Genomic DNA, 24,300 nt, shown 5'->3' on the forward strand with positions numbered 1-24,300 from the left:
ACTAGAAAAATTTAGATTCTAAATTGAAAATTTTTACTTATTCTTTTTAACCAAGCACCTCCATTAATATTTAAAGTAACAAAACACTTATTAATGGAGGTTCACTCATGAAGATAAAAAAGGTATTTTCAATTATTACAATGTCTATTATATTTTCTTGTTTTTCTTTATCTTTATCTACTAATATCAGTTCTGCGGATACCCCGAAAAATATAACTCCTCAAACTTATGCCATCGATACGCCTCCAGTCTATAGTGACTGGAGACCCCCTCAAGTTTAATACATATTTACATAATAAAGTATAAATAAGGCCCCCACTTAAATGGAGTATTTAGGTGGGGGTCTTTATATATTGGCTTTATAAACAATTAAAGAAAGTAAAGATGATACTTTTCTCTTTTTATAAAATAAGAAAAAAGTGTGTTATATGTATTGGCATTATAATCGCCCAGTGTCTAATAGATAATTGAATTTTTCTCGCATTTCAAAATATGTAAAATAACAAGTTTAAATATAGTCGTAACTTATAATATTTTTCATTAAATTTTACTAATTGTTATTAACATAAATTAACACGTATATTTTAGGTACAGAAAGTTAGATAGCAAGGAGGTAGTTAATCTGATGCTAGAGACAAAAAATTCTATAGATATGATAAACAATATAAATTATCATTTGGATCTTGGTAGGGAAAATAATCAACGTTTACAAGACTTTTCGAATGAACAAGACGTATTGCCATATCATGTTTACAAACAACTATTGAATAAACAAGCATCCCAAAAAGAATCGATTAGTCTAGCTCAACCATTTATTCATATTGATACTTTAGCACAAATTCTATATGAAGCATTTCATAATCAAACATTTACAGCTTTAGTACCTATTCTATTTGTTTTCCAACCGAATATTGTAACTGGTCTATCTACTCCAGGTGCTTATGCAATAGATTTTCATAATGATCATTTTATTCATTTAAAGGCCATCAATATTCAAGAATTTAAAACAGGAATAGGTGAGAAAAAAGGGCCTATAGCTATTGGATATATGATCAACCAAAGTACAAGCATTCATCATTCAAAAGAATTTTTGTATCCAAGGTTACAGGGCCAAACTACAGAGTGCATGTTAGCCTTACAAAAGCAATTACACATACATGGAGAGTTAGAAGATCAAATTCAGCTATCATTTGATTTCAAGAAAATAATGATGCCTTTAATAGTCTTACAATGGATTAAACAGACAACTTTATATTAAAGGAATAAAAAAGGTTGGTGATGCTGGAGACAGAGGGAAACATAAATTACCTTCTATAACATCTAAACTTGCCACCAACCGTTATTAATAAAAATTGAAGTACTCTAAAATTTATTTTCTGAATGTTGAAAAAGGTGGTTGCTATGTCTAAAAATGAAAAATTAAACAAATTACGTAATCAAGATCTAGATACAAAGGAATTGATTGGTTTAATCGATGAAAATGAATTAAAAAAGATAGCGGGTGCGGGAGATGTGAATCCAGAAACAGCACCAACGCCGCACACAGTTACAACCATAAAGTTTACTACAGTGTGCCCGATTACACATCCGCTAGTTTGATACAAAAGAATTGATTGGTTTAGTCGATGAAGATGAATTGAAAAAAATAGTGGGTGCCGAGTAGATGTGCCTCCAGAACTTAATCCTGTTATTGCAAATATGACCAAAAAACTTTGTTCGACAATGCCTTGTACAACGAGATGCTTATAATGCTAATCAATAGTTAAAAAGGGGATGAAGTTAAATATGTCAAAAAATGAAAAACTAAATAAATTACGTAATCAAGAGTTTGATACAAAAGAATTGATTGGTTTAGTCGATGAAAATGAACTAAAGAAAGTAGCGGGTGCCGGAGATGTGAATCCAGAAACAATGCCAGGTCCGGTAACAGTTACAATTGTAATTCCAGTTTTCACTAATAAACTTTGCCCGACAGTACCTTGTACAAGACAAGTAAGTACTAATCAATAGTTAAAAAAGAGAGGAAGTTAAACATGTCTAAAAACGAAAAATTAAATAAATTACGAGATCAAGAGTTTGATACAAAAGAATTAATTGGAACAGTGGATGAAAATGATTTGAAACAAGTAGCGGGTGCGGGAGATGTAAATCCAGAAACGACGCCAGCGACACCTACAATTGTGGCAGTAAGTCTTGGGATTTGCCCAACTACAAAATGTACAAGCAAGTGCTAATCAATAACTAAAAAAAGAGAGGAAGTTAAACATGTCTAAAAACGAAAAATTAAATAAATTACGAGATCAAGAGTTTGATACAAAAGAATTAATTGGAACAGTGGATGAAAATGATTTGAAACAAGTAGCGGGTGCGGGAGATGTAAATCCAGAAACGACGCCAGCGACACCTACAATTGTGGCAGTAAGTCTTGGGATTTGCCCAACTACAAAATGTACAAGCAAGTGCTAATCAATAACTAAAAAAAGAGAGGAAGTTAAACATGTCTAAAAACGAAAAATTAAATAAATTACGAGATCAAGAGTTTGATACAAAAGAATTAATTGGAACAGTGGATGAAAATGATTTGAAACAAGTAGCGGGTGCGGGAGATGTAAATCCAGAAACGACGCCAGCGACACCTACAATTGTGGCAGTAAGTCTTGGGATTTGCCCAACTACAAAATGTACAAGCAAGTGCTAATCAATAACTAAAAAAAGAGAGGAAGTTAAACATGTCTAAAAACGAAAAATTAAATAAATTACGAGATCAAGAGTTTGATACAAAAGAATTAATTGGAACAGTGGATGAAAATGATTTGAAACAAGTAGCGGGTGCGGGAGATGTAAATCCAGAAACGACACCAGCGACACCTACAATTGTGGCAGTAAGTGTGAAACTTTGCCCAACTGGTGTATGTACAAAAAGCTGTTAATAAACAACCTAAAAAAGAGAGGAAGTTAAATATGTCTAAAAACGAAAAATTAAATAAATTACGAGATCAAGAGTTTGATACAAAAGAATTAATTGGAACAGTGGATGAAAATGATTTGAAACAAGTAGCGGGTGCGGGAGATGTAAATCCAGAAACGACGCCAGCGACACCTACAATTGTGGCAGTAAGTCTTGGGATTTGTCCAACTACAAAATGTACAAGCAAGTGCTAATTTCTATATCAATAATTAACGTAATTTGACTAAAGGTATATTTTTCTTGCAACTAATTATCTTTATAAAAAAATAAATTAATAGGAGTGTTGAAAATGTCATCAAAAAAAGTAGTAGAATCTTGGAAAAACCCGGTATTACGTTCTAAAAATGAGGATGCGCCAAGTCATCCTGCAGGTGAAGTTGATTCTAAAGAAATTAAAGAGCTATTTGGTGCAGGTGATGTAACACCTGAAGGTTTAAGTAGCTGGTTAGGTAATAAAGGTGGATACTGTACGTTAACTAAAGAATGTATGCCTTCTTGTAACTAATTATTTATATAAAAAAATAAACTAATGGGAGTGTTAAAAATGTCATCAAAAAAAGTAGTAGAATCTTGGAAAAACCCGGTATTACGTTCTAAAAATGAGGATGCGCCAAGTCATCCTGCAGGTGAAGTTGATTCTAAAGAAATTAAAGAGCTATTTGGTGCAGGTGATGTAACACCTGAAGGTTTAAGTAGCTGGTTAGGTAATAAAGGTGGATACTGTACGTTAACTAAAGAATGTATGCCTTCTTGTAACTAATTATTTATATAAAAAAATAAACTAATGGGAGTGTTAAAAATGTCATCAAAAAAAGTAGTAGAATCTTGGAAAAACCCGGTATTACGTTCTAAAAATGAGGATGCGCCAAGTCATCCTGCAGGTGAAGTTGATTCTAAAGAAATTAAAGAGCTATTTGGTGCAGGTGATGTAACACCTGAAGGTTTAAGTAGCTGGTTAGGTAATAAAGGTGGATACTGTACGTTAACTAAAGAATGTATGCCTTCTTGTAACTAATTATTTATGTTGAATAAACCTATTAGAGAGGCGGGGAATCTGCTTCTCTAATTAATGAAAGGAGCAGTAACATGCCGGTAAAACATAGTGCATTTATTGATGAAATAAAAATTAATGATCATACAGTTCCAGATTCTATAGATTACATAAATTATTGGAAAAATACATTTGAAAACAGTGAAAATAAATTTGAAGAGATCTTAAAGGATCTTTCAGGTATTCAGGTATCGACTCTATCTCAATTAGAACATGATGAATACAGTATAGATAAAGTAGATGCACTGCTATCATTAACCTTCTCAGAGTTTGACAGTTTCCAAACATATGAATTTTCCCCAACAATCGAAGAGCATTTATCAAAAACAACTTTTTACGGTTTTTTTAAAAAATTTATGAGTTACTCATTTTCTAAAATTCATAAATCATTGAATACATATTCGTTCTTTGAAGAGTCACAATTATTGGCACCCCTAGAATATATGTATAAAAGATTATATGAATTATCCCACAAGACATTAATATTAGAACTTAATATTCAACGCGTTCTTGAAAACTTAACAGGAGAAACCCCAGAAGAACGTTACACTCATTTTTGTTCTTATATTAGTACAAATGAATTTTTAGTTTATTTTAAGGATACATATTCTGCATTATATAGAACGATGTTAACTACATTAATCCATTGGTCAAATAATATTACTACCCTTTATTATAATCTTGAACAAGATAAGGAACAAATCCAAGAGACCTTTAATATTGATATCCAGGCGAATAAACTAATTACAGTTACATTGGGACTTGGCGATGAGCATAATGATGGCAAAACAGTTTCATTACTTGAATTCCTTCCTAACATGAAACTTATTTATAAACCTCGATCAATTGGTGTCGAAGCAGCATTCAATGATTTAACTTCTTGGATAAATAATCAAGTTAATGATAAAGCTCAACTGTATTCACCAAAAATCATCGATAAACATTCTTATGGTTGGGTTGAATATATTGAGAATATAGAATGTCAAACGGAAGAACAACTTGAATCATTTTATTTTAAAATGGGAAGTCTTTTAGGAGTTTTATATAGTTTAAATGCTGTGGATTTTCACTATGAGAATATTATAGCTATGGGACAGTATCCTGTTCCAATCGATCTTGAATCTTTATTCCATCATGCGAAAATATTGGAAGAAAAAGCTGATTCTGCTCATAATAAGGCCCTCAATTTAATTAATAGATCTGTTCGATCCACTGGGATTATTCCATTTCTTGCGTTCAATAGCGATAATCCTAACTATAAAGGTCTTGATTTAAGTGGCCTTAGTGACAAAAACGATCAATTATACCCATTAAAAGTTCCTTCCATAGAATCAAAAAATACTGATGTTATGCATGTAGATGCAAAATATACATTTGTTAAAGTAAATGAATTTGAGAAAAATAAACCTATTTTTAAAGGGGAAAAAGTTTCATATAAAGATCATGTAGACATTATAATAGATGGTTTTGAATATATTTATAACTGGATTTTAAGTAATAAACAACAGTATAGCAATTATATATCAGATAAATTTAAAAATACGATAGTAAGAATGATTCTACGACCTACCGCCGTATACGGTGAGTTACTAAGAAAAAGTAAACATCCTGATTTTTTACAAAAAGGATATAATCGAGATATTTATTTCCATACTCTGGCATTGGAATCCGAGAACAAACCAAAAGAAATTATTAAATCTGAAAAAACTGATTTACTCAATGATGATATTCCATATTTTTATACAACAGTGAGTAGTAATCATTTATATCATAGAGAGCAAATTTGTATTCAAAACTATTTTGAGTCATCTCCTTTAGAAGCTGTAATAAAGAAGATTGATGATCTTAATATTGTAGATTGCTCACAACAAATTCGAATTATGCGAATGAGCTTTTTAGCACATTCAGCTACATTTGGTGCAAATGAACAAGCTATTGATCCATATCGTAAGGTCCATATTCATACTAATAAATCTAAGGAATTTTTAATTGAGGCACGTCATATAGGGGATTATTTAATTGCTAATGCTATAGAGGGAAATGATCAGTCGGATCTTTGTTGGATTAGTACCGTAATATCTGCCTCTAATGAATATAAATGGGATATTTATCCTGTTGATTTAGATTTATATAATGGCTTAAGCGGTATTTCTCTATTCTTTAGTTATTTATATCATTTGACGGGAAGAAACGATTATAAATTAACGGCTGAGAAGTCTATTTATCCTGTAATTAATTCACTCCAAGGATTACCTGAGCAAAGAATGTTTAATATTGGTACTTTTAGTGGCGTTAGTGGTTCAATTTATGCTTTAAATCATATTAATCAATTATCACATACTAAACAGTATGAACAACTCATACTCGATTCTATGAAAATTATTGTTAGTAAATTATCGCAAGATAAAGTATTTGATATTATTGATGGAACTGCTGGGGTAATCGGGGTACTAATAGCCCTTTATAAAGATAGTGGTAATAAGGAATATCTAAAACTTCTCAAACAAGCGAGTGAATACTTAATAAATGCTGCATATCATCATCCTGGAAAAGAGGGGCATGTCTCTTGGAAACAAAGAGACGATATTTCATGGATTGGATATTCTCATGGAACGGCAGGTATTATTACCGCTTTGGTGGCAGCCAATCAATATATAAATAATCCCAATATTTTAGAACTAGCAGATAAAGTTTTATCCTATGAAAATAGTTTCTATGATTCAAAGCATAAAAATTGGAAACTTCCTTCTAAGGATAATCATTCTGTTGCTTGGTGTCATGGGGCACCAGGGATCTTATTAAGTAGGCTAATGTTAAAAGAAAGTAATTATGAAAATAGTATACTCGATCAAAATATATATGCGGCTTTAGATACAACTATTGATAAATCGTTTGGTCATAATCGTTCACTATGTCATGGAGATTTTGGAAATTTAGATATTCTTTTGTATGCAGCAAAAGTGTTACAAGATAAAACATCTTACGAACGAGCAAATTCTATTGGTATACAACTGTTAGAGTATTCTAAAACGCATAATTGGAAAAAAGGGGTCAGTACGGGAACTGAATCGTTTGGTTTAATGACAGGCCTTAGTGGGATTGGGGTAGGTCTTTTACAACAATCTGACTATAATTCAATTCCTTCTATTTTAAGGTTAGAAGAGGCTAAATTATAAAAGGGGACGGATACATGAAACGGCTAAAAATTCTTATGACTATACTTTCCGTATTCTTGTTAAGTTTAGTTACACAACCGGTAAAAGCAGAAGAAATAGAGAAAACGGATAATTATAAATTTATTCTTTTGGATAACGAAATTCAAAAGAATAACAAAGAAAATATTATAAACTTTTTAGAGGAAAATAATGCAATTGAGATTAAATATACTCCAGAAATCCAAATGATTTCATATAAAGAAACTAATAGTAATATTCAATCCGATTTAGATAGTAAAATACGTACTAAGTTTAAAGCATCTATAGAAAATGTTGCTAATAGTGCTAAATTAACTTTACAAGATCCAAAGATTTTAAATCCAAATGAGCAGTTTGCAAATAATAAGTTAAAATATAATTTATCTTCGAAACGAACATTGAATTCCATTACTATTAATGAACCTGTCTCGAATGTTTCGCCACCTTGGCAAATTGCCAAGGTAACTGATAATTATAAATCTCACGAGATAACTTTAGGAGAAAAAAATGTAAACATCGCTTTAGTTGATAGTGGCGTAGATTATAACCACCCTGAACTTAAAAATAGTATTAAGTATTTAGAAGGGAAATCCTATGTTCCCAGTGAACCGGATCTGTTAGATCAAAATGGCCATGGTACTCAGGTTGCAGGAATTATTGCAGCTCATGATAAATTAAAAGGGATTGTTCCAAATATAACCATTACTCCATATAAAGTTATAGGGAAAAAAGATGGTGAATCAGTTTGGACTATACAGGCTATTATTGATGCAGCAAATAACGGAGCAGACGTAATAAACTTAAGTTTAGGAACATATAAGGCTATAAATTTGGACGATGAAAACGCAATTATAAAGGCATATGAAAGGGCTATTCAATATGCGAAAGAAAAAAATTCTATTGTAGTTGCTTCAGCAGGCAATGAAGGAATAAACTTGGATAAACCATTTGAAAAAGTAGATGATGAGAAAGGTGTATTGTATAAAATTCATGTACCTGGTGGATTAAGTAATGTATTAACGGTATCGGGAACAGACAAGAACGATGAATTTGTAAATTACTCCAACTTTGGTCCAGAGGTAGACTTTAGTGCACCAAGTGGTTCATATGGAACAATTATTGATAATCAATTCAAATTTGATCCATCCTATTTAATTGGTACTACCTATCCAACTTATTTAGAACCCACTATGTTGGATGCTCAACTAAATACACCGAAGGGCTACACGCTAAACCTAGGGACTAGCTTATCTGCACCATCAGTATCTGGTACATTAGGAGCTATTATCTCAAGGTATTATGAGCTTCATTCTACAAAACCTTCGGCAGATATAACTATCAAGTATTTAAAAGATGGTGCTACCGATTTAGGTGCAACTGGTAAAGATGATCAATATGGATATGGATTAGTTAATAGTTATAAAAGTACAAGTAGCGTTAAATAATTGTATTCTTAATAAATCTATTTCGATGATATTTTCAAATTACACTCACTATTATTTTAAAATAGGATGATAGTGAGTGTAGTATTAAATAAAAAATTGATTACAGAGTGTAATGGGGCATTGGCCAAATGTCTCGATATATAGACTGAAAATTCAGATGAAAAAATATCAATTTTTTGTTATGCTTTGCCATCCTTTTTACAAAGCATAATAAACAATTGATATCCAGGAAATATAAGGATAAAATTAATTGATTGAAAATTATGACGTTAGGTGGTTGATTTCGTGAATAATCAAATTCTAAACATTAAAGGATTACATAAAAACTATAAAGAGAAACAGGTTCTAAAGGGAATTGATTTAACTATAGAAAAGGGTGAGATATTTGGATTGTTAGGCCCGAATGGAGCTGGTAAATCTACATTTTTTAAAATTATTTTAGGGTTGATAGAGGCTGATGAGGGAACTGTAGAAGTATTGGGAATGGATATACAAAAGAATAGAATAGAAATCTTATCTAAAACAGGTTCATTAATTGAAGCGCCAACTTTTTATGAGCACTTGTCCGGATATGAAAACTTATTAATTGCTTCTAAAATGAAACATGTTCATGATAAAGAACATATAAAAGAACTTTTGAATTTATTCAAACTATATGAGGATCGAAATCGTGCTTTTAAAAAATATTCTCTGGGTATGAAACAACGTTTAGGATTAGCTGCTGCTTTCATCAATAATCCTGAACTATTAATATTGGATGAACCTACTAATGGATTAGATCCACAGGGGGTTTATGAAGTGAAAGAATTAATAAAAAAAGCTCCAAAAATGTTTAATTCTACTATAATCCTTTCAAGTCATATTTTAAGTGAAGTGGAACAAATGGCTGATCATATCGGGATTATTCATCATGGAGAAATAAAGTACCAAGGTTTATTATCTTCCCTACAAAATAAACAATCATTAAATATTGTTGAAGTTAGTGTTAATAATATAGCTCTGACTGATAAATTACTTAAACAATCCAATTATACATTCAATGTAAATAATAACATCTTTAGTATTGAATATTATGATGAAAAATCACTGAATGATATTCAACAACTATTAGTAACGAATCAGATTTTTATTCAATCTTTCCAAACTAAAAAGCAGAATTTAGAGGAAGCATATTTAGATATTGTTGAACAAGGTGCTGTAAGTGTATGAGAAATGTATTAGCCACTGAGTATATAAAATATAGAAAAAGTCATTTTTGGTTTTTGGTTATCTTAGGACCTATTATACTTGCATTAGGTGAATTTGCTGGACTAAATTACTATAGTAATTCTCATACTATTAAATTAGAAACTATATTTGGTATAAATTTGCAAATTTTAAAATACATATTAAATTTTTTTATGGTGTTTATTATAGCTAGTGTAAACAATGTTGAATATAAAAATTCGACGTGGAAAAGAACATTTACGTATCCAGTACAGAAATTTAGTGTGTATATAAATAAGTTCTTTGTTGTTATGGTTGCTCTTATTATTACAACCGTAATACATATGACTTGTACAGTGTTATTACTTCCGGGGTTAGGTATTTCTTTAGATACGGTTTCCATGCAGCATGTGTTTGTCTTTACGTTATATCCATTTCTTATTAGCATTCCATTTTGCGCTTTGGCATTCATTATATCTATTAATGTATCAAATCAATCAGTGATCGTTGCACTAGCTCTAGCTTCGTATCTTTTTGGCGATATATTAAGTTCAACTAAGCTTTGGTGGTTTCCTATTTCATATCAGATCTTATATTTTCCAATCAATTTTGTGAATAATCTAGATGTTTTTAATACATTATGGTCATACGATAAATGGTACATGCTAGCAGGAATTCCTATTACCATTCTCATTTTAGGAATTGGATACATTTTATTTATTAAAATGAATAATAAAAACTAACAAAGGAGATCTCAAATGATAAATTTAATTTATTCCGATTGGATAAAAATAAGAAAACACCCACAACAAATTGTATTATTCGTCCTAGCACTTTTTCCGATTATATATTCAATGATTATGTATACTAAATTTGTAGTAGGCAAGTATAATCATGGTTTGGATAATGATTGGATGGGCGTATGGATGTTGGCATCTTTCTTCTATGTTGGTTTTTTTCTTCCTGTTATTTCGGGGATGGTAACGGCCTTCCTGTGTCAGTTTGAAAACAAAACGAATTGGAAAATAATGCATCTATCTCCAAATACTAATTTTAAAATTGTTTTATCTAAACTTGTATCCAGTGTATTATTATTTTCTGCACTACACTTAATAGTTTTAGTAAGCTTATATTTATTTGGAATGTATTTTGATTTTACAGATCCATTTCCTTTAGTATTTATGATTAAAGTATTTTTACTTTCTGTAGTTTCCACAATTCCACTTATTACAGTGCAACTCTTATTATTCTTATTTATTAAAACATCTATCACTTTTACATTTATTAATATAATCTTATCTTTAATCGGCTTATTTCTTTTTTCAGAAGTAAAGTGGGGATTTGGATATATATGGTCTTTACCATTCAAGTCTACAGAATTAGCTGATCAGGGTGTATTATCTATTGGTATATTATTGGTATCAATAGTTGCATTTACTCTTGGTATGATTTTAATTACAGTACGTTATGTAAAATCATTGAGAAAGACAGTATAGAAAGAGAAAAGGTCCATAGAGAGACCCGATATTATCCTATTCAGGAAAACAGTTAAAAGAGTCCATATGTGGTTGGTGGACTCTTTTTTCTATTTATCTGGGTATTTTTTTATAGCGAAAAAAGGCTAATCTTTTCAAACATATACAGAAAAATTGACACTCCCACCTTTAAAAGGACAATCTGGTTAACGCCCAGTAGGCTTCTTGTTATCAAAGACGACGTTTATCTCTGATAGCACTGACGTGTAAGATTGCCATCATTCTCACAAAATACCATTATAGGCTCGTGAGCTACGATCCTATGACCATATTGTACAGCTAGTTGAGTGTTCGAATGTTTTAGCATCTCGTTCGTGTCTATAGTTGAATTAAATCCCAAAAAAACAAGTACTTTTCTACGAAAAAACGATGTTTTCATCCTATGCCTAAAGGCGAACTAAAGTCTCTCATGGATTTTACCTTATCGCGAAATCTGTAAAGCGCAGCAAACATAGCTACTTGTTAGTTTCGGATCTAGTGTTACTTCCTCCATGCCCATCCCATATCCATATTATAAAATAGATATATAACAATTTTTTCCTGTTAATACTGCCCTTAACATTATTTTAGGACATGTAACGAAACTTATACAGAAAAAGCTATTTCCTATGAGATTTGTATATAAGTTGCTTTTCGTTATAAGTAACTACAATTTCAGTTAAATAAGTTAATACTTACTATATTAATATCTCTGAGAAGAGAATTTTCAAAGTAATGATTGGATATATAATGTTGAACTTATGTTAGTACTTCTATTACTCAAAGCCACATCTAGAAGGGTTTTAGCCCTTAACCTCTTTTGTAGTAGTAAAAAAATAATGAAAAAACAAACGATAATTTGCTTTTTTTTTGATACTTTTTTACTAATTGTTATTAACATCAGGGAACGTATATATTTTAAGTACAATAAAATATATAGAAAGGAGCCTAGTTGATGTTTAAGAAGAAGGTACCATTTATAGAACAAGCTCAACAGACTGAATGTGGTTTTTGTTGTATAGCGATGATTACCGAATATCATAATAGTACCGTATCTTTTCATGACATGTATGAAAGGATTGGTAATGGAAGAGACGGAACATCACTATTTCATTTGAAGAATCTGGCAGAGGGGCTAGGATATGAAGCAAATTGTTTTAAAATTCAAGAATATGATGAATTATATAAACTCCCACTCCCTTGCATTATTTATTGGAAAGAAAAACATTATGTAGTACTAGAGGAAATATCTGAACATGGAGCAACAATTGTTGACCCAGCCGTAGGAAGAACGAAAGTAAAAAAGGAAGAATTCGAAAGGGATTTTTCAAAATATGTTATGACATGCGTACCAGGTACAAGCTTTGTTAAAAAGAAACGGAAAAGCTTGTGGTTACCATATATTAATATACTGAGAGAACGACCATCCCTGATAATTAATTTAATTTTATTATCTTTTGTTTTACAGTTATTTACTTTAGGTATACCTCTTCTAATCCAATATTTAATAGATAGTGTCATTTCACCTCAAAATTTTAATTTATTAAATATATTTTTAATATCAATAGTATTTGTTGTGGGATTCCAATTTCTATTCAATATAGTTAGAGGTAAGGTTTTAATCGTATTGGAAAACTTTTTAGATAAACAAATGATGAGTAAATTTATTAATCATTTACTTCATTTACCTTATCATTTTTTCCTCTTAAGAAAATTTGGAGATCTTCTATTCAGAGTAAATAGTCTAAGAATGATTCGAGATATGATTGGGTCAAATCTTATTAAGGGTATATTAGATGTTGGATTACTAATTGTAATATTCGTTTTCATGATTATTAAATCGCCACTTTTGACTTTATCTGTTTTAGCGTTCACAGCTATTAATGCGGTAGTATTAATTGCTACACGCTCAAGAGTAAAAGAAGTTAGCCAAGAAGAAATTATTGCTAATACTGAAGTGCAAAGTATTCAAACTGAAACATTGTATGGAATATTCAATGTTAAAACAGCTGGAATCGAGGATAAAATATTTACTCGATGGAAAAAGAGTTTTAACAAATTATTAAAAGCTTATCGAAAGAAGGAAAACCTTAATAATTACGTTCAATCAGTAAGTAGCTCTATCGGGAATTTAGCCCCCTTAGTTACTCTTTGGCTTGGTGGTTATTTAATATTAAACAATCAGTTAACATTAGGAAATTTAGTAGCTTTTCACGCTATTTCCAATCAATTTTTTGGATTAAGCCAGTCGATTGTCCAAATGTTTAATTCTTTCTTTGTAACTGGTACGTATTTAAGAAGGGTACAAGATGTATTAGATGCACCGATAGAAGAAAAGAACACAGATATGAAAGAGATAACTAATCTCGAAGGCCGTATACGTTTTGAAGATGTAAGTTATCAATATACAAAATATAGCCCTATGTCTGTTGAAAATATTAATTTAGAAATTAAACCGGGTCAAAAAGTGGCGATTATTGGAGAATCTGGCGCTGGAAAAAGTACCATGTCTCGTCTACTATTGGGATTGCATAATCCGAGTGAGGGGAAAATATATTACGATGGTTTCGACTTAAATAATATCGAAAAATCATCATTGAGACGTCAAATTGGTGTAGTTCCTCAGGACGTTACACTTTTTAATAAGACCATTTTTGAAAATATTGCAATTTACGATAAAGATATATCGATAGAAGAAGTTGTCGAAGCCGCTAAGATAGCACAAATACATGATGACATTATGAAGATGCCTATGCAGTATAATACGTTCATATCTGAGATGGGATTCAATATATCTGGAGGACAGCGACAACGTATTGCACTTGCGAGAGCTTTAGTTCATAAACCATCAATTTTAGTGTTAGATGAAGCAACAAGTTCATTAGATCATCTGAATGAGAAGAAGGTAGATGATTATCTCAATGGAATAAAATGCACAAGGGTTGTAATTGCACATAGACTTACTACAGTAATGAATGCAGATTTAATAATTGTAATGGATAAAGGGACTATTATAGAAGCGGGTACTCATAAAGAGTTAATGTTAAAAGCAGGTTATTACTCTTCCTTCTTCAAAGATATAGAACCTGAGCACAAATTACTAGCAAATTAAGTGAATATATTTATGAATTTAATAACAAGAACTGTATTACTTTAAGAAAAAGAAAATTTAATTAATAAGAAAGAGGGATAAATATGGATATTCAAAGAAAAAAAACAGGAACTATGCGAAAAGTAGCAAGATATACCGGTGCAATAGCAATCCTTTTATTAGTGGTATCTTTTGTATACCAATGGAATAAAGGTTTAGAGATTGATAATACCGAACAATTAAGTCTAGCATTAGCTGCTGCATTTTTCCTTTCTAGTTTTATTCCCGAAAGAAAAAGAGATAGTAACTAACTTAATAAGCACTTGAGATCTATTTCTCAAGTGCGATTTTCTAAAAATATATATGTAAAACAAAAATTATATAGAGGAATTATAAATAATCATTCATACCGATACAAACTATAAATTTAACATTTTGGCTTTAAAAATAAAAAAATCTAGCAATTTAAAAGAGAAACAACTTAAATGTTTTCTACGTATTTAAATTCAAACTAAAAAATTATAAAAAAGGGTGGATATCAAATGTTTAGAAGAAAAAAATCAGATGAAATGCGAAAACAAAAATGGAATACTGGTGGATTGATTAGTGTAGTTGATGAAAATGAATTAAAACAGGTTGTAACGGGTGCTGGTTCAGACGATATTTATATAGAGACAGTTCCAGCTGCTATAGCTGCTTTTTTACCAAATCAGATGGTTACAAATCCAAACACATATCCTAATCCAATGAACATGCCTAAATATAGATAACGAAGGACTTAAAATTAAAAAAGAGAACATATTAACACTAAAAGATTTATACTTGAATCCAAGTTGTCATAGGTATAGTTTATTACACTGATCCTATAGCATTTAAAGAAAAGCTATTTGATAGAAAAGGTATTGCGTGTTATCAAGGTACAAAATTATTTTATTAGATATTCATTCTATATTTAGGGTGTATATCTGTTGACCTAAAAATAGGAATCTAAAATCCTTGAATATGCTAAATAAAAAACTTTAGTTTAGAGAATTAGATGATTTACAACAATATTGGACTATCCCTATCTATAGGGGTAGGAGAATCCTGTAATATCTATTTTCTGTTCACTATTTTAGTAGGATCAACTCATGGTGCATATAATAAAAAACATATTTGTACGTTGAAGTCACATGCCGCTTCTCTTATTTGTCTAGGGGGGCTATGAAATTTCAATAGGCACAGAAGACAAAATGTCGAAGGCTTTCTATAAATGATGGTTATATTTGAAAAATCAGTAATTTTATTTACTAAATTAAATAAACAATGTTATAATGTGGTGTGAAATCTGTTTATTCAGAAATAATAGTTAAATTATATGATATTTAACATTGTTTTAATCGTAAAACAAAGTGTTAATTCTCTTTTATAGAGAATTATATGGCGGCATAGCCAAGTGGTAAGGCCCAGGTCTGCAAAACCTGTATCATCGGTTCAAATCCGATTGTCGCCTTTTATTTTAGTATATCAATATTTTTCACATGGTGGCATGCCAATAAGGAATGGTACAAGGTTAGCATACCCTTTTATGTTGGTTCGAATCCAACTGTCACCTTATATCCCAATACCCTTTGGGAATGGTTGCTTATGATATCTTTCAATAAATCATATTTATTTGAAATGATAAAGTAAAAAAGAAAACTTTTCTTTTTTACTCTTCAGTCGTTTATATATTATACCAATTGCTCGAACAACCACACTTCATTCTACTACACCTATAATTCCAACATGATTGATTTATTTCATGGGAAGACTCCAAAATAATAATTTTTGCAATGGTCATGAATAATGTATGTTATTAAGCATGGTTAATTTTATTATGTAAATTTATCCTATTAAAATTTTGAATCCTTACTAATGCAATTGAATAGGCTCCTACGGCATAAATGTATTAATCATAGTATGCGCAACAAAATAGTTGAACAAGAATTATGCTAAATTTCACAACTAATTTTCTTAATATTCAGATTTATCTTTGTGTGGTTATTATATAAGTTAAATATTTTAAAGGAGGTGATTTTATGAAGAGTAAAGGAGTATTAATATCCTTCCTGGTTTTAGTTACATTTTTAGGATTTTTACCAATAGAGAAGGCAAGTGCATCCGTATCATCTAATTCAGTAAACGAAGTAGAAGATAGGATTGATACAAGTAAAAATTATTATATAGTTCCAGCAGTTTCACCAACAAGAGGATTAGAGGCTCACCCGTCTTTTAATCATCTCCCGTTTTTAGTAGTTAGTTCAAGGGGTAACACAGTGGAAAATCCTGTAGCAGCTCCTATGAAATTATATTTTTCTGAAGAAAACAAGAAATATCGTATTGGGGTGCCTTATCAGTTCCCTAAGATAGGATTGTATTATTATTGGATAGATAATGGTTTAGGGTTTAGTCCATCTGAAAAAGACGCGATTTATTGGACGATAACTTCTGTAGAAGGAGGATATACACTGCAAGCCGAAGGAGGGTACCTTGATTATAAAGAGATTGATTCACTATATGGTCTTATTACACGTGCCTGTTTAGATAAAGAAAAAGTTGTGTGGAAATTAGTACCTACGTCTTAAAGTTTATATAAGTTTTAAATATAACTTGTTTAAATGATAATACGTGAATAAGTAATTAATAATAAGCTAGTAAGCTTTTATGTTCTCAAAATGTTTTTATCTCTATAATATTTAAATATGAAAGGACGTGTTTTTGTGAAATTTAAAGGATTATTACTATCCTTTCTGGTTTTAGTTACATTGTTAGGATTTCCCCCAATAGAGAAAGCAAGTGCATCTACCCCATCCGATTCGGTAGTAGATCGAATTGACACAAGTAAAAATTATTATATAGTTCCAGCAGATTTACCAACAAGAGGATTAGGTTCTCATCGGTCTTTTAATTTTTCACCATCTTTAGTAGTTGCTCCTTCACTAGGCAATACAGTGGAAAAACCTAATGGAGCTCGTATGAAATTGGTTTTTTCTGAAGAAAAAAAGACATACCATATTGGGATGCCTTATCCGATGCCTGGGATAGGACTTGTTGATCACTTTATAGATAATTATGGTGGGGGTGGTTTATATATTAGTTTGGGTGAACAATACGCGGTTGATTGGATAATAACTTCTGTAGAAGGAGGATATACCCTGCAATCAGAAGGTGGATATCTTAATTATGAAGATATCGAAGTAACAAATGGTCCTATTACAAGAGCCTACTTAGGTAAAGAAAAAGTTGTGTGGAAATTAGTACCTGTACTTTAAATTTCATATAAGATTTATAGGATACATTTAATGGAAAAAATAGTTTACTAAACAATTTTTAACTATAGCAGGTGTAAAAAATAATAGATAAGTAAGCAACAGTACAAAGCATTTTAACTTGCGATATGTACTGTTTTTTGATAGTGTTCCATACTCATTGATCTAAAACCTATTCAAGCGTAAAGATTATTAGCTTCAACTATTCTTATTAATGGTCAGGTCGTACTCGCGTTACAATCTGTGTTTTCGTAATTTGATGAAAATAATAGGAGAAAGAGGATTATCAATTACTCACACAACAATTACGCGCCACGTTTATTGCCCTAAATTTGTTAGTATACAAGTTAAACCGTTAATAATTTCATTTACCGTATGGATAGATATAATACACAGGGGTTAGACTCAAAAGAGGGAGTCAGTCCCTATTCTAAAAGTCAACGAAAATCAATGGAATCTATACCTAACTTATGTTAAATTTAATGTAGATTTACTTTTCTTTTCTTTTTTATTTCTTTTAAACATTCAAGAGCCGTTTCGCGGTTCAGATTCAGACACTTATTTTGTGTCTATGACTCTGATTCCGGAACGGCTCTTTTTATATATAATTATTTATTTTTAATGAAATCATGAAAATGAACAAATGTGTTTTGGGATTAAACAATATAAAAAAGGAGTGAGGACCGGAAGGTACGAAAGAAGCATGGCTATAGCCATGCCGTTGCGAAGATAAGTGGATTTGCTAAGGAAAACGTGGATATAACAGTTGCTCTCCACGCTAAATATGGAGCGATAGGCTTAGGCTTAAATTGGAGTTTTACAGATACATATGGAGTAGCAAATTGACACCTTATGGTGTGCGGCGCATTTGCCGCGCACCATAAGGTGGATTATGCCCGTTTGAGCGTAAGCGAAAACGGGCCGACCGAAGGGCGGCGGGAATATGGGAAGACGGCGAGGATCTTCAAAAGTATCCCTTGTAAGGCAAATTGAAAATGCAATAAAAGAAATTATTTGTATTGGGCAATCAAAATATGAGGCGAAAAAAGAAGGGCAGCATACGAGGGGGCTATATTCTTTTAAACATATTCAAAATACAATATCGGTTTCAATTGATTTTGCACGTTTTTGTAGGGAACAGTATGGAATTACACGAATCATTTATTTTAAAGAAGAATATTATTATGCTTATTTACAGTATAAAGAACAAGAAGGGGTGTCCCACGGACACCTAATGAATATTGAGACGTGCTTAAGGAAGTTACAAATAGCTATGCACAAACAAGCAGAGAAATTTCAAAAGGACCCGGTGAGCTTTTGTTCTGAAAAAAGAGTGTTTAGCTATAACAACCCAAAAAATAAGAAAGCTCCTGAGAATCGCTCTATGAGCTTGAGAGACGCGAATAGATTAATAGAGAATATCCCCTCTATCCATGTTCGGAATGCATTTCAATTACAGTTATATTTGGGACTTCGTACGAGGGAAGTTATCAATCTGACTTTAGAACATTTTGATTTGAAGAATGGTGTTTTAAAGATTAAGAATGGAAAAGGAATTACAAAAGGTGGACGGAGACGTGAAATTCAGATACCTGAAAGATTGCAAGAAAAAATCTATGAAATAATTAAAGATAAAAAGTTACATGAAAAAGTCATTCCAGTTAAAGATAATACTTTGCGGGCAGCTCTATTAAAAGCTGGAAGGACAACTGGGATTCCTACGAATGGAACGCATATGTTCCGTCATACGTTCGCGAGGGAACGTTTTAAAGAATTATTAGGGGAATCCTATGAGCAAGGACAGAAAGTATTGGCTTATATACTTAAAAATTATGAGCGAGGAAAACGCGCGGATTATGGGATTCGTCAAGAGTTTAAAACTACCTATCGGCAAGTACAAGATGCGATGAATATAGTTCATGAAGAATTAGGTCACGGAAGAGGAAGAGTAGATTTAGCTCAAGTTTATTTAAAATGCTAAGATAGAGGAGTTATAACCGTTATAACGAATTTGAAATACTAAAAAGGAGGTTATGACTATTATGACTCCTATAATTTATGAAAATGTATCCCAAGTTGCTAAAAGATTAAAAGTATCACCGTCTACGATTAAAAAATATTATTTATTAATTGAGAGTTATAACTGTTATGCTTTTAAAAGAGATGAACGAGAACGGGTTATTTTTGATGATTATGATATCGGATTATTACAAAGGTTAGTAGAATTAAAAAGTATGCCCCAAGTTACATTGGAAGATGCTTGTAAATTACTTTTAGAAGAAGAAGGGTTAACAGTTCAGAATATAAATATGACTGTTATAACACCTAAATCAGATGATTTAAAAGAATTATTGCAAGAATTAAAAGGTACAGTGGAGCTACAACAAAAACAATTACAGAATCAAAATGAACAAATAGCTCAATTAACAAACTTATTGGAATCGCAACAAAAATTATTAACTCACTCCGATACTGTAGAGAAACAACAAGTTGCTGATCGTGATAAAGCTGTTATGACTGTTATGCGAGAGCTTCAAGAAGTAAAACAGATGGTTGCGGCAAGTAATGAAAAGAAATGGTATCAATTTTGGAAGTAATCTACTGATTCCTATGTGTTTATGCCGCGAAAGTCACTTGACTATGAGGGGAAGAGGCTCGTAGTCAAGTGAATCGTGGAGTGAAAAGCATAGGACAGATGCCCCAGTATTAAAGGGAAAAAACCAATGTCTTCGCCAAAATTCGTGGTTATACTGTTAGAAAAAGGCGAATAAGAATATAGCATACATACAATAAGGGAATGCAGTATAGATCAGTCTACAAGCATTCCCTTGCTATATTGATGTTAATAATATTTTAATGCTGTTGTTACTATATATGCCATGTATAGCAACGATAAAAAGATAAATATATCTAATGTTAAAAATATGTATAATATTATTTTTATTTTTTTAGATGTATCATTTTTAATCATATATATAATAAATAGCATTGTAGTGGATTGAAATAGCATAGTGAAAATTAAAAATGTAATGGCAAATACCATATTCCCTGGTGTAAATCCAGTATTCATAATGAGTAGAGAACTAATTATATTAAGAATAAGCGTAGTTAGTATAAAAAAATATTTGTAAATGTTTTTAATTTTGATCACCTACTTTAATTTTTTGTTTGATAATATAGTTGTTTGTTTTTATGGTTATATATAAGTATTTTGTTATTGTTTTCGTCTACAATGTAAACATCTTTTTCTTGCCAATCTATCCCGTGAGCTATATCTTTTTCGATTGAAAATAAAACATCTTTATTTCTAAATGGAATTGAATTTTGATTAGCATGAATGTTTATTTCATGTTCTTTTGTTTGAATGCTATAATCTCCTGAATAATTGGAGAAAAACGGTGTTAATTTACTATAAATATATAGAATTTCTTTTTTATCGCTTTCTTGATAAAAGTGGGAATTAATAACGTTTAGATCTGATGTTTTTATGTCTTTTGGTATAAGTAAAAAAGCAATGAGACAATAAAATATAACAACAATAGTAATTAAAGAATATATGTAGAGAGCGGCTATTAATAAATATCTTTTATAATTGCTTTGTTTTATTATCTGATTTTGCAAATTTGAATCCTCCTTTAATAAAGAATCAATTGAAACATTAAATAGATTGCTTAAGGCTAATAAATTGGTTAGATCAGGAAGACTTTTTCCTAGTTCCCATTTAGATATAACTTGTCTTGAAATAAATAATTGGCTGGCTACATCTTCTTGTGTCATGTTATTTATTAATCTTAAATGTTTTATTTTTTTTCCAATGTCCATATATGTACCTCCTTTGATTACTTTAATTATTCTAATGTTAAATAGTAAGGAACGCATCGTAGCGTTATAAAAAAGGCATGCAATGATCTGTTGCAAGATGGATTTCAGACTAAAAATATGTATTTATAATATTTAAATATAAAAATACAAAAAGCTAAGAAAAAGGATTTAGTAAAAAACTAGATCTTTTTTCTTAGCTTTTTATTTAAAATATTATTTGTTTTTTTTCTGATCTTTACTTATTCGTGAAAAACCCCAGAATCCTAAAATTAAAATTAAAATAAGGCCAATGACATCAATTAGAGCATTGATTTTCTCATCATTAACAATAAAGTTTGCGATAAAGGTAATGATAGAGATTAGTATAATTCCAGGTAAAATGTATTTATTCATGTGGAAAACCTCCTTAGTAAATTTAAATTAGGTATGGACTATATTTTAATATATGTTACCATATTATTGAAGTATGCGCATATATTTGAATAAATGTAAAATCAAGGGAGAGGTTTTTGTATGTCAAAAAGATTTTTAAGGTTAGGTATTCTTTTTTGTTCGTTTTTAATGTTTTCTACAATCTTTAGTTTTCCGGTAGCAAATGCAGAAGTTAAAACAACTAAGAATGAAGCTAAACAGATAGAATCAGAAATTGAAGACTATGAAGCTTTATCTCCACTTTTAGAATTAGTAGAAAAAATGCCAGATGCTGTTGCGAATTCAGGAATTGATTCTGGGGTTGAATGGTTAAACGAAAATAAAGGATCTGAGTTTGCTGGATATACTTTTATAGCAGATGGTGATAATTTAACAGCTGTAGCGGATAATCTTAATGGATCACTTCGTGGTGTTAGTTGGGATTGTATTTCTAGTGCTGGAAAAGCGATTGCTGTAAATGCTCTTCCATGGGCAAAAATTTTAAAGGTTAAACAAGCGGCTAAGTTAATGGGTGGTATTAACTCTATGACTAAGACCATTGTAACAGCATATAAGCATCAACGTAATCTTGGTTATGGTAGAGGTAATGCTATTAAGAGAGCGGTAAGTGTATCTACTAGAGCTTTACCGGGTGAAACACAAAAAGCTGTTTTGGAGTTTTTTGAACTAGGTGATGTAATTAAAAATTGTTTTTAGAGTTGAAAAATTTAATGGATTAATCTATTGAATTAAAAAACCTTAGGTGTTTTTAATTACCTAAGGTTTTTTGTATTTCTTAGAGAAACATCCTATTAATCTGGTCTTTTTATCTTTACATCGCTAAATTTGCAATGTAATATCCAAATTCATAGCCTATTTTTATAATTCCGGCACCTAATATTATGTAAAGGGAATATTTGATAAATTGGTTTTCATTTAGGAATTTATTTAGATTATTTATGATGAACACTCCTTTTAATATTATATATTCAATATATTAAAATTAACAAAAATAAGAAAGTTTAGATTTGAAATGTATCAAGGATATTATCTTTTTCTTCTTTATTGATCCCGATATATTTAAGTGTAATTTGTGGTGTACTGTGATTTAAAATTTCTTGCAGCATAGCTACATCTTTAGTTTGTTTATAAAACCAATAACCGAAGGTTTTGCGCATAGTGTGTGTTCCGATAGATTCTACACTGGCAAAATCTCCGGCTTTTTGCAATTGTCGATACGCTTGGATCTTACTAATGGGTTGACCTCCTTTTCGGGAAGGGAATAACCAGGTATTATCTAGGGTTTGAGCATAAGAGTATACCTCATCAAAAATGGAAGTAAGGTTAATCATGCGTTCTTTCTTTGTTTTTCCTTCTTTGATTTTGAATTCTTTTCTCTTTTTTCGTTTTAACTTTATTATGGTTTGTGTTTCGAGTTGGAGTAGATCACTCACGCGTAATCCGGTATGGATGCCGATAAGAAACAGAATATAGTCTCGTTTGGAACAATGACGTTTAAGAGCCCATTTCATATCTTCGATCTGTTCTTTGCTACGAATGGGTTGGACATCAATAAGATGTGGATTTTTATTCATGGATTTATGCCCTCTTTATTTATAGTGTTTTGAATGTATACTTTTATTATATAAATTAAGGATATCAGGGTTTTTGGTTAGAAGTCAATGATTAAGGGGAATTGAATGTAAACTAATATTCAAAAGTTTACATTGATGGAATAGGGAAGAAGATAGAGAATTTACTATTTAGTACTATTTGTGTTGATTTAATTCTATTACTTATTGTATTAACATAATTTTAATATATAATTTTATTGATATGAGAAGGAATAGGAGAAAGATATATGCTGGAAAAATTTAATAAATTTATGTTTGCTTTACCTGTAATTTGGTTTGTATTACTTATTGTATTGGGATCGTTTTTACTTGTGATGCCGTTAGATTTATTTTTGCCACCGATAAAACAACATCCGATAAAGGAAGAACTCGCTATTATACAGATTTTAGTAGGAGTATTTGCGGCACCAGTATATGAAACAGTAATTTTTCAGGTATTTTTATTTTGGGTATTAAGTTGTATTTCTTTTATTAAAGATCGTGTTTATCTTATTATTTTAATAGCATCAATTATATTCGGATTAAGTCATTCAGATGGTATTACTTATATAGTTGCTACAGCAATAATTGGAATATTATATAACTATGCTTATTGGGTATATCAAAAAAAGAATGAAAAAGTTGAAGTTACAATATCTGCTTTTTGGATTGTTGTTTTGATTCACTTACTACAT

The 24,300-nt window shown here is 30.8% G+C and carries 29 protein-coding genes and 1 tRNA gene; 27 read left to right on the forward strand and 3 right to left on the reverse strand.

The genetic code is table 11. The features are described from left to right. The first annotated feature begins 107 nt into the window (after nucleotides 1–107). The 25 genes from QCI81_RS26995 (at nucleotide 108) to QCI81_RS27120 (ending at nucleotide 20,356) form a co-directional block, all read left to right on the forward strand. The gene (locus tag QCI81_RS26995; RefSeq protein ID WP_353810959.1) at nucleotides 108–281 is read left to right on the forward strand and encodes a hypothetical protein; all 174 of its coding nucleotides are present in this window, start codon (nucleotides 108–110) and stop codon (nucleotides 279–281) included. 344 nt (nucleotides 282–625) lie between these two features. After that, nucleotides 626–1,258, forward strand: a complete 633-nt coding sequence (locus QCI81_RS27000; protein WP_071729916.1) for a hypothetical protein — start codon at nucleotides 626–628, stop codon at nucleotides 1,256–1,258. A gap of 143 nt (nucleotides 1,259–1,401) precedes the next feature. Continuing rightward, nucleotides 1,402–1,599: a class II lanthipeptide, LchA2/BrtA2 family gene (locus QCI81_RS27005; protein WP_071729918.1), complete on the forward strand. Its 198-nt coding sequence runs from the start codon at nucleotides 1,402–1,404 to the stop codon at nucleotides 1,597–1,599. A gap of 186 nt (nucleotides 1,600–1,785) precedes the next feature. Further along, a complete protein-coding gene (locus QCI81_RS27010; RefSeq protein WP_071729920.1) occupies nucleotides 1,786–2,010 on the forward strand; it encodes a class II lanthipeptide, LchA2/BrtA2 family in 225 nt (74 codons plus the stop codon). 23 nt (nucleotides 2,011–2,033) lie between these two features. Continuing rightward, nucleotides 2,034–2,234: a class II lanthipeptide, LchA2/BrtA2 family gene (locus QCI81_RS27015; RefSeq protein WP_161114634.1), complete on the forward strand. Its 201-nt coding sequence runs from the start codon at nucleotides 2,034–2,036 to the stop codon at nucleotides 2,232–2,234. Nucleotides 2,235–2,265: 31 nt separating this feature from the next. Next, nucleotides 2,266–2,466, forward strand: a complete 201-nt coding sequence (locus tag QCI81_RS27020) for a class II lanthipeptide, LchA2/BrtA2 family (RefSeq protein ID WP_161114634.1) — start codon at nucleotides 2,266–2,268, stop codon at nucleotides 2,464–2,466. Nucleotides 2,467–2,497: 31 nt separating this feature from the next. Next, nucleotides 2,498–2,698 carry a class II lanthipeptide, LchA2/BrtA2 family gene (locus QCI81_RS27025; RefSeq protein WP_161114634.1) on the forward strand — a complete coding sequence of 67 codons (201 nt, stop codon included), beginning with the start codon at nucleotides 2,498–2,500 and terminating at the stop codon, nucleotides 2,696–2,698. A gap of 31 nt (nucleotides 2,699–2,729) precedes the next feature. Continuing rightward, a complete protein-coding gene (locus QCI81_RS27030; RefSeq protein WP_076871442.1) occupies nucleotides 2,730–2,930 on the forward strand; it encodes a class II lanthipeptide, LchA2/BrtA2 family in 201 nt (66 codons plus the stop codon). A gap of 31 nt (nucleotides 2,931–2,961) precedes the next feature. Continuing rightward, nucleotides 2,962–3,162 carry a class II lanthipeptide, LchA2/BrtA2 family gene (locus QCI81_RS27035; protein ID WP_161114634.1) on the forward strand — a complete coding sequence of 67 codons (201 nt, stop codon included), beginning with the start codon at nucleotides 2,962–2,964 and terminating at the stop codon, nucleotides 3,160–3,162. Between the two features lie 95 nt (nucleotides 3,163–3,257). After that, complete coding sequence (locus QCI81_RS27040) at nucleotides 3,258–3,473, forward strand: plantaricin C family lantibiotic (RefSeq protein WP_071732198.1); 216 nt, start codon at nucleotides 3,258–3,260, stop codon at nucleotides 3,471–3,473. A gap of 39 nt (nucleotides 3,474–3,512) precedes the next feature. After that, nucleotides 3,513–3,728 (forward strand): plantaricin C family lantibiotic, encoded by a 216-nt coding sequence (locus QCI81_RS27045; RefSeq protein ID WP_071732198.1) that lies wholly within the window; start codon nucleotides 3,513–3,515, stop codon nucleotides 3,726–3,728. Nucleotides 3,729–3,767: 39 nt separating this feature from the next. Then, nucleotides 3,768–3,983, forward strand: coding sequence for a plantaricin C family lantibiotic (locus QCI81_RS27050; protein WP_071732198.1), 216 nt, complete (start codon nucleotides 3,768–3,770; stop codon nucleotides 3,981–3,983). A 71-nt stretch (nucleotides 3,984–4,054) separates the two neighbouring features. Then, the gene (locus QCI81_RS27055) at nucleotides 4,055–7,195 is read left to right on the forward strand and encodes a type 2 lanthipeptide synthetase LanM family protein (RefSeq protein WP_071730344.1); all 3,141 of its coding nucleotides are present in this window, start codon (nucleotides 4,055–4,057) and stop codon (nucleotides 7,193–7,195) included. Nucleotides 7,196–7,209: 14 nt separating this feature from the next. Next, nucleotides 7,210–8,658, forward strand: a complete 1,449-nt coding sequence (locus QCI81_RS27060; RefSeq protein ID WP_071730342.1) for a S8 family serine peptidase — start codon at nucleotides 7,210–7,212, stop codon at nucleotides 8,656–8,658. Nucleotides 8,659–8,943: 285 nt separating this feature from the next. Then, nucleotides 8,944–9,867 carry an ABC transporter ATP-binding protein gene (locus tag QCI81_RS27065; protein WP_001064635.1) on the forward strand — a complete coding sequence of 308 codons (924 nt, stop codon included), beginning with the start codon at nucleotides 8,944–8,946 and terminating at the stop codon, nucleotides 9,865–9,867. Continuing rightward, nucleotides 9,864–10,607 carry an ABC transporter permease gene (locus QCI81_RS27070; RefSeq protein ID WP_001246719.1) on the forward strand — a complete coding sequence of 248 codons (744 nt, stop codon included), beginning with the start codon at nucleotides 9,864–9,866 and terminating at the stop codon, nucleotides 10,605–10,607. Before QCI81_RS27065 ends, QCI81_RS27070 begins: the two co-directional genes overlap by 4 nt. 15 nt (nucleotides 10,608–10,622) lie before the next feature. After that, nucleotides 10,623–11,360 carry an ABC transporter permease gene (locus QCI81_RS27075; protein WP_071730338.1) on the forward strand — a complete coding sequence of 246 codons (738 nt, stop codon included), beginning with the start codon at nucleotides 10,623–10,625 and terminating at the stop codon, nucleotides 11,358–11,360. Between the two features lie 973 nt (nucleotides 11,361–12,333). Beyond that, nucleotides 12,334–14,490, forward strand: a complete 2,157-nt coding sequence (locus QCI81_RS27080; RefSeq protein ID WP_000473624.1) for a peptidase domain-containing ABC transporter — start codon at nucleotides 12,334–12,336, stop codon at nucleotides 14,488–14,490. 83 nt (nucleotides 14,491–14,573) lie between these two features. Beyond that, nucleotides 14,574–14,780, forward strand: a complete 207-nt coding sequence (locus QCI81_RS27085) for a hypothetical protein (RefSeq protein ID WP_000354467.1) — start codon at nucleotides 14,574–14,576, stop codon at nucleotides 14,778–14,780. A 231-nt stretch (nucleotides 14,781–15,011) separates the two neighbouring features. Beyond that, complete coding sequence (locus QCI81_RS27090; protein WP_000489764.1) at nucleotides 15,012–15,239, forward strand: hypothetical protein; 228 nt, start codon at nucleotides 15,012–15,014, stop codon at nucleotides 15,237–15,239. A 651-nt stretch (nucleotides 15,240–15,890) separates the two neighbouring features. Further along, nucleotides 15,891–15,961 (forward strand) — tRNA-Cys (locus QCI81_RS27095). 568 nt (nucleotides 15,962–16,529) lie between these two features. Further along, entirely contained in the window at nucleotides 16,530–17,075 is a 546-nt protein-coding gene (locus QCI81_RS27100; protein WP_076871453.1) for a hypothetical protein, read from the forward strand. 135 nt (nucleotides 17,076–17,210) lie between these two features. Further along, nucleotides 17,211–17,762, forward strand: a complete 552-nt coding sequence (locus QCI81_RS27105) for a hypothetical protein (RefSeq protein ID WP_080501033.1) — start codon at nucleotides 17,211–17,213, stop codon at nucleotides 17,760–17,762. A 940-nt stretch (nucleotides 17,763–18,702) separates the two neighbouring features. After that, the gene (locus QCI81_RS27115) at nucleotides 18,703–19,740 is read left to right on the forward strand and encodes a site-specific integrase (protein ID WP_353810960.1); all 1,038 of its coding nucleotides are present in this window, start codon (nucleotides 18,703–18,705) and stop codon (nucleotides 19,738–19,740) included. Nucleotides 19,741–19,801: 61 nt separating this feature from the next. Then, on the forward strand, nucleotides 19,802–20,356 hold the full coding sequence (locus tag QCI81_RS27120) for a DUF3967 domain-containing protein (protein ID WP_000187862.1): 555 nt from the start codon (nucleotides 19,802–19,804) through the stop codon (nucleotides 20,354–20,356). Nucleotides 20,357–20,915: 559 nt separating this feature from the next. Here the strand turns inward: QCI81_RS27120 and QCI81_RS27125 are convergent. Both QCI81_RS27125 and QCI81_RS27130 read right to left on the reverse strand, forming a co-directional pair. Next, a complete protein-coding gene (locus QCI81_RS27125) occupies nucleotides 20,916–21,581 on the reverse strand; it encodes a helix-turn-helix domain-containing protein (RefSeq protein ID WP_098852602.1) in 666 nt (221 codons plus the stop codon). Between the two features lie 213 nt (nucleotides 21,582–21,794). Then, nucleotides 21,795–21,974: a hypothetical protein gene (locus QCI81_RS27130; RefSeq protein ID WP_001046050.1), complete on the reverse strand. Its 180-nt coding sequence runs from the start codon at nucleotides 21,972–21,974 to the stop codon at nucleotides 21,795–21,797. Between the two features lie 120 nt (nucleotides 21,975–22,094). Between QCI81_RS27130 and QCI81_RS27135 the strand changes: the two genes are divergently transcribed. Beyond that, complete coding sequence (locus tag QCI81_RS27135) at nucleotides 22,095–22,709, forward strand: hypothetical protein (RefSeq protein ID WP_098852603.1); 615 nt, start codon at nucleotides 22,095–22,097, stop codon at nucleotides 22,707–22,709. A gap of 305 nt (nucleotides 22,710–23,014) precedes the next feature. Here QCI81_RS27135 and QCI81_RS27140 read toward each other — a convergent pair whose 3' ends face one another. Next, a complete protein-coding gene (locus tag QCI81_RS27140) occupies nucleotides 23,015–23,587 on the reverse strand; it encodes a tyrosine-type recombinase/integrase (RefSeq protein WP_353810961.1) in 573 nt (190 codons plus the stop codon). Between the two features lie 266 nt (nucleotides 23,588–23,853). Between QCI81_RS27140 and QCI81_RS27145 the strand changes: the two genes are divergently transcribed. Next, a partial coding sequence (locus QCI81_RS27145; RefSeq protein WP_353810962.1) for a CPBP family glutamic-type intramembrane protease occupies nucleotides 23,854–24,300 on the forward strand: 447 nt, incomplete at its 3' end.

Origin of the sequence: Bacillus cereus group sp. MG20 (assembly GCF_040459885.1) — a bacterium.
In the GTDB taxonomy this organism is placed as follows: domain Bacteria; phylum Bacillota; class Bacilli; order Bacillales; family Bacillaceae_G; genus Bacillus_A; species Bacillus_A cereus.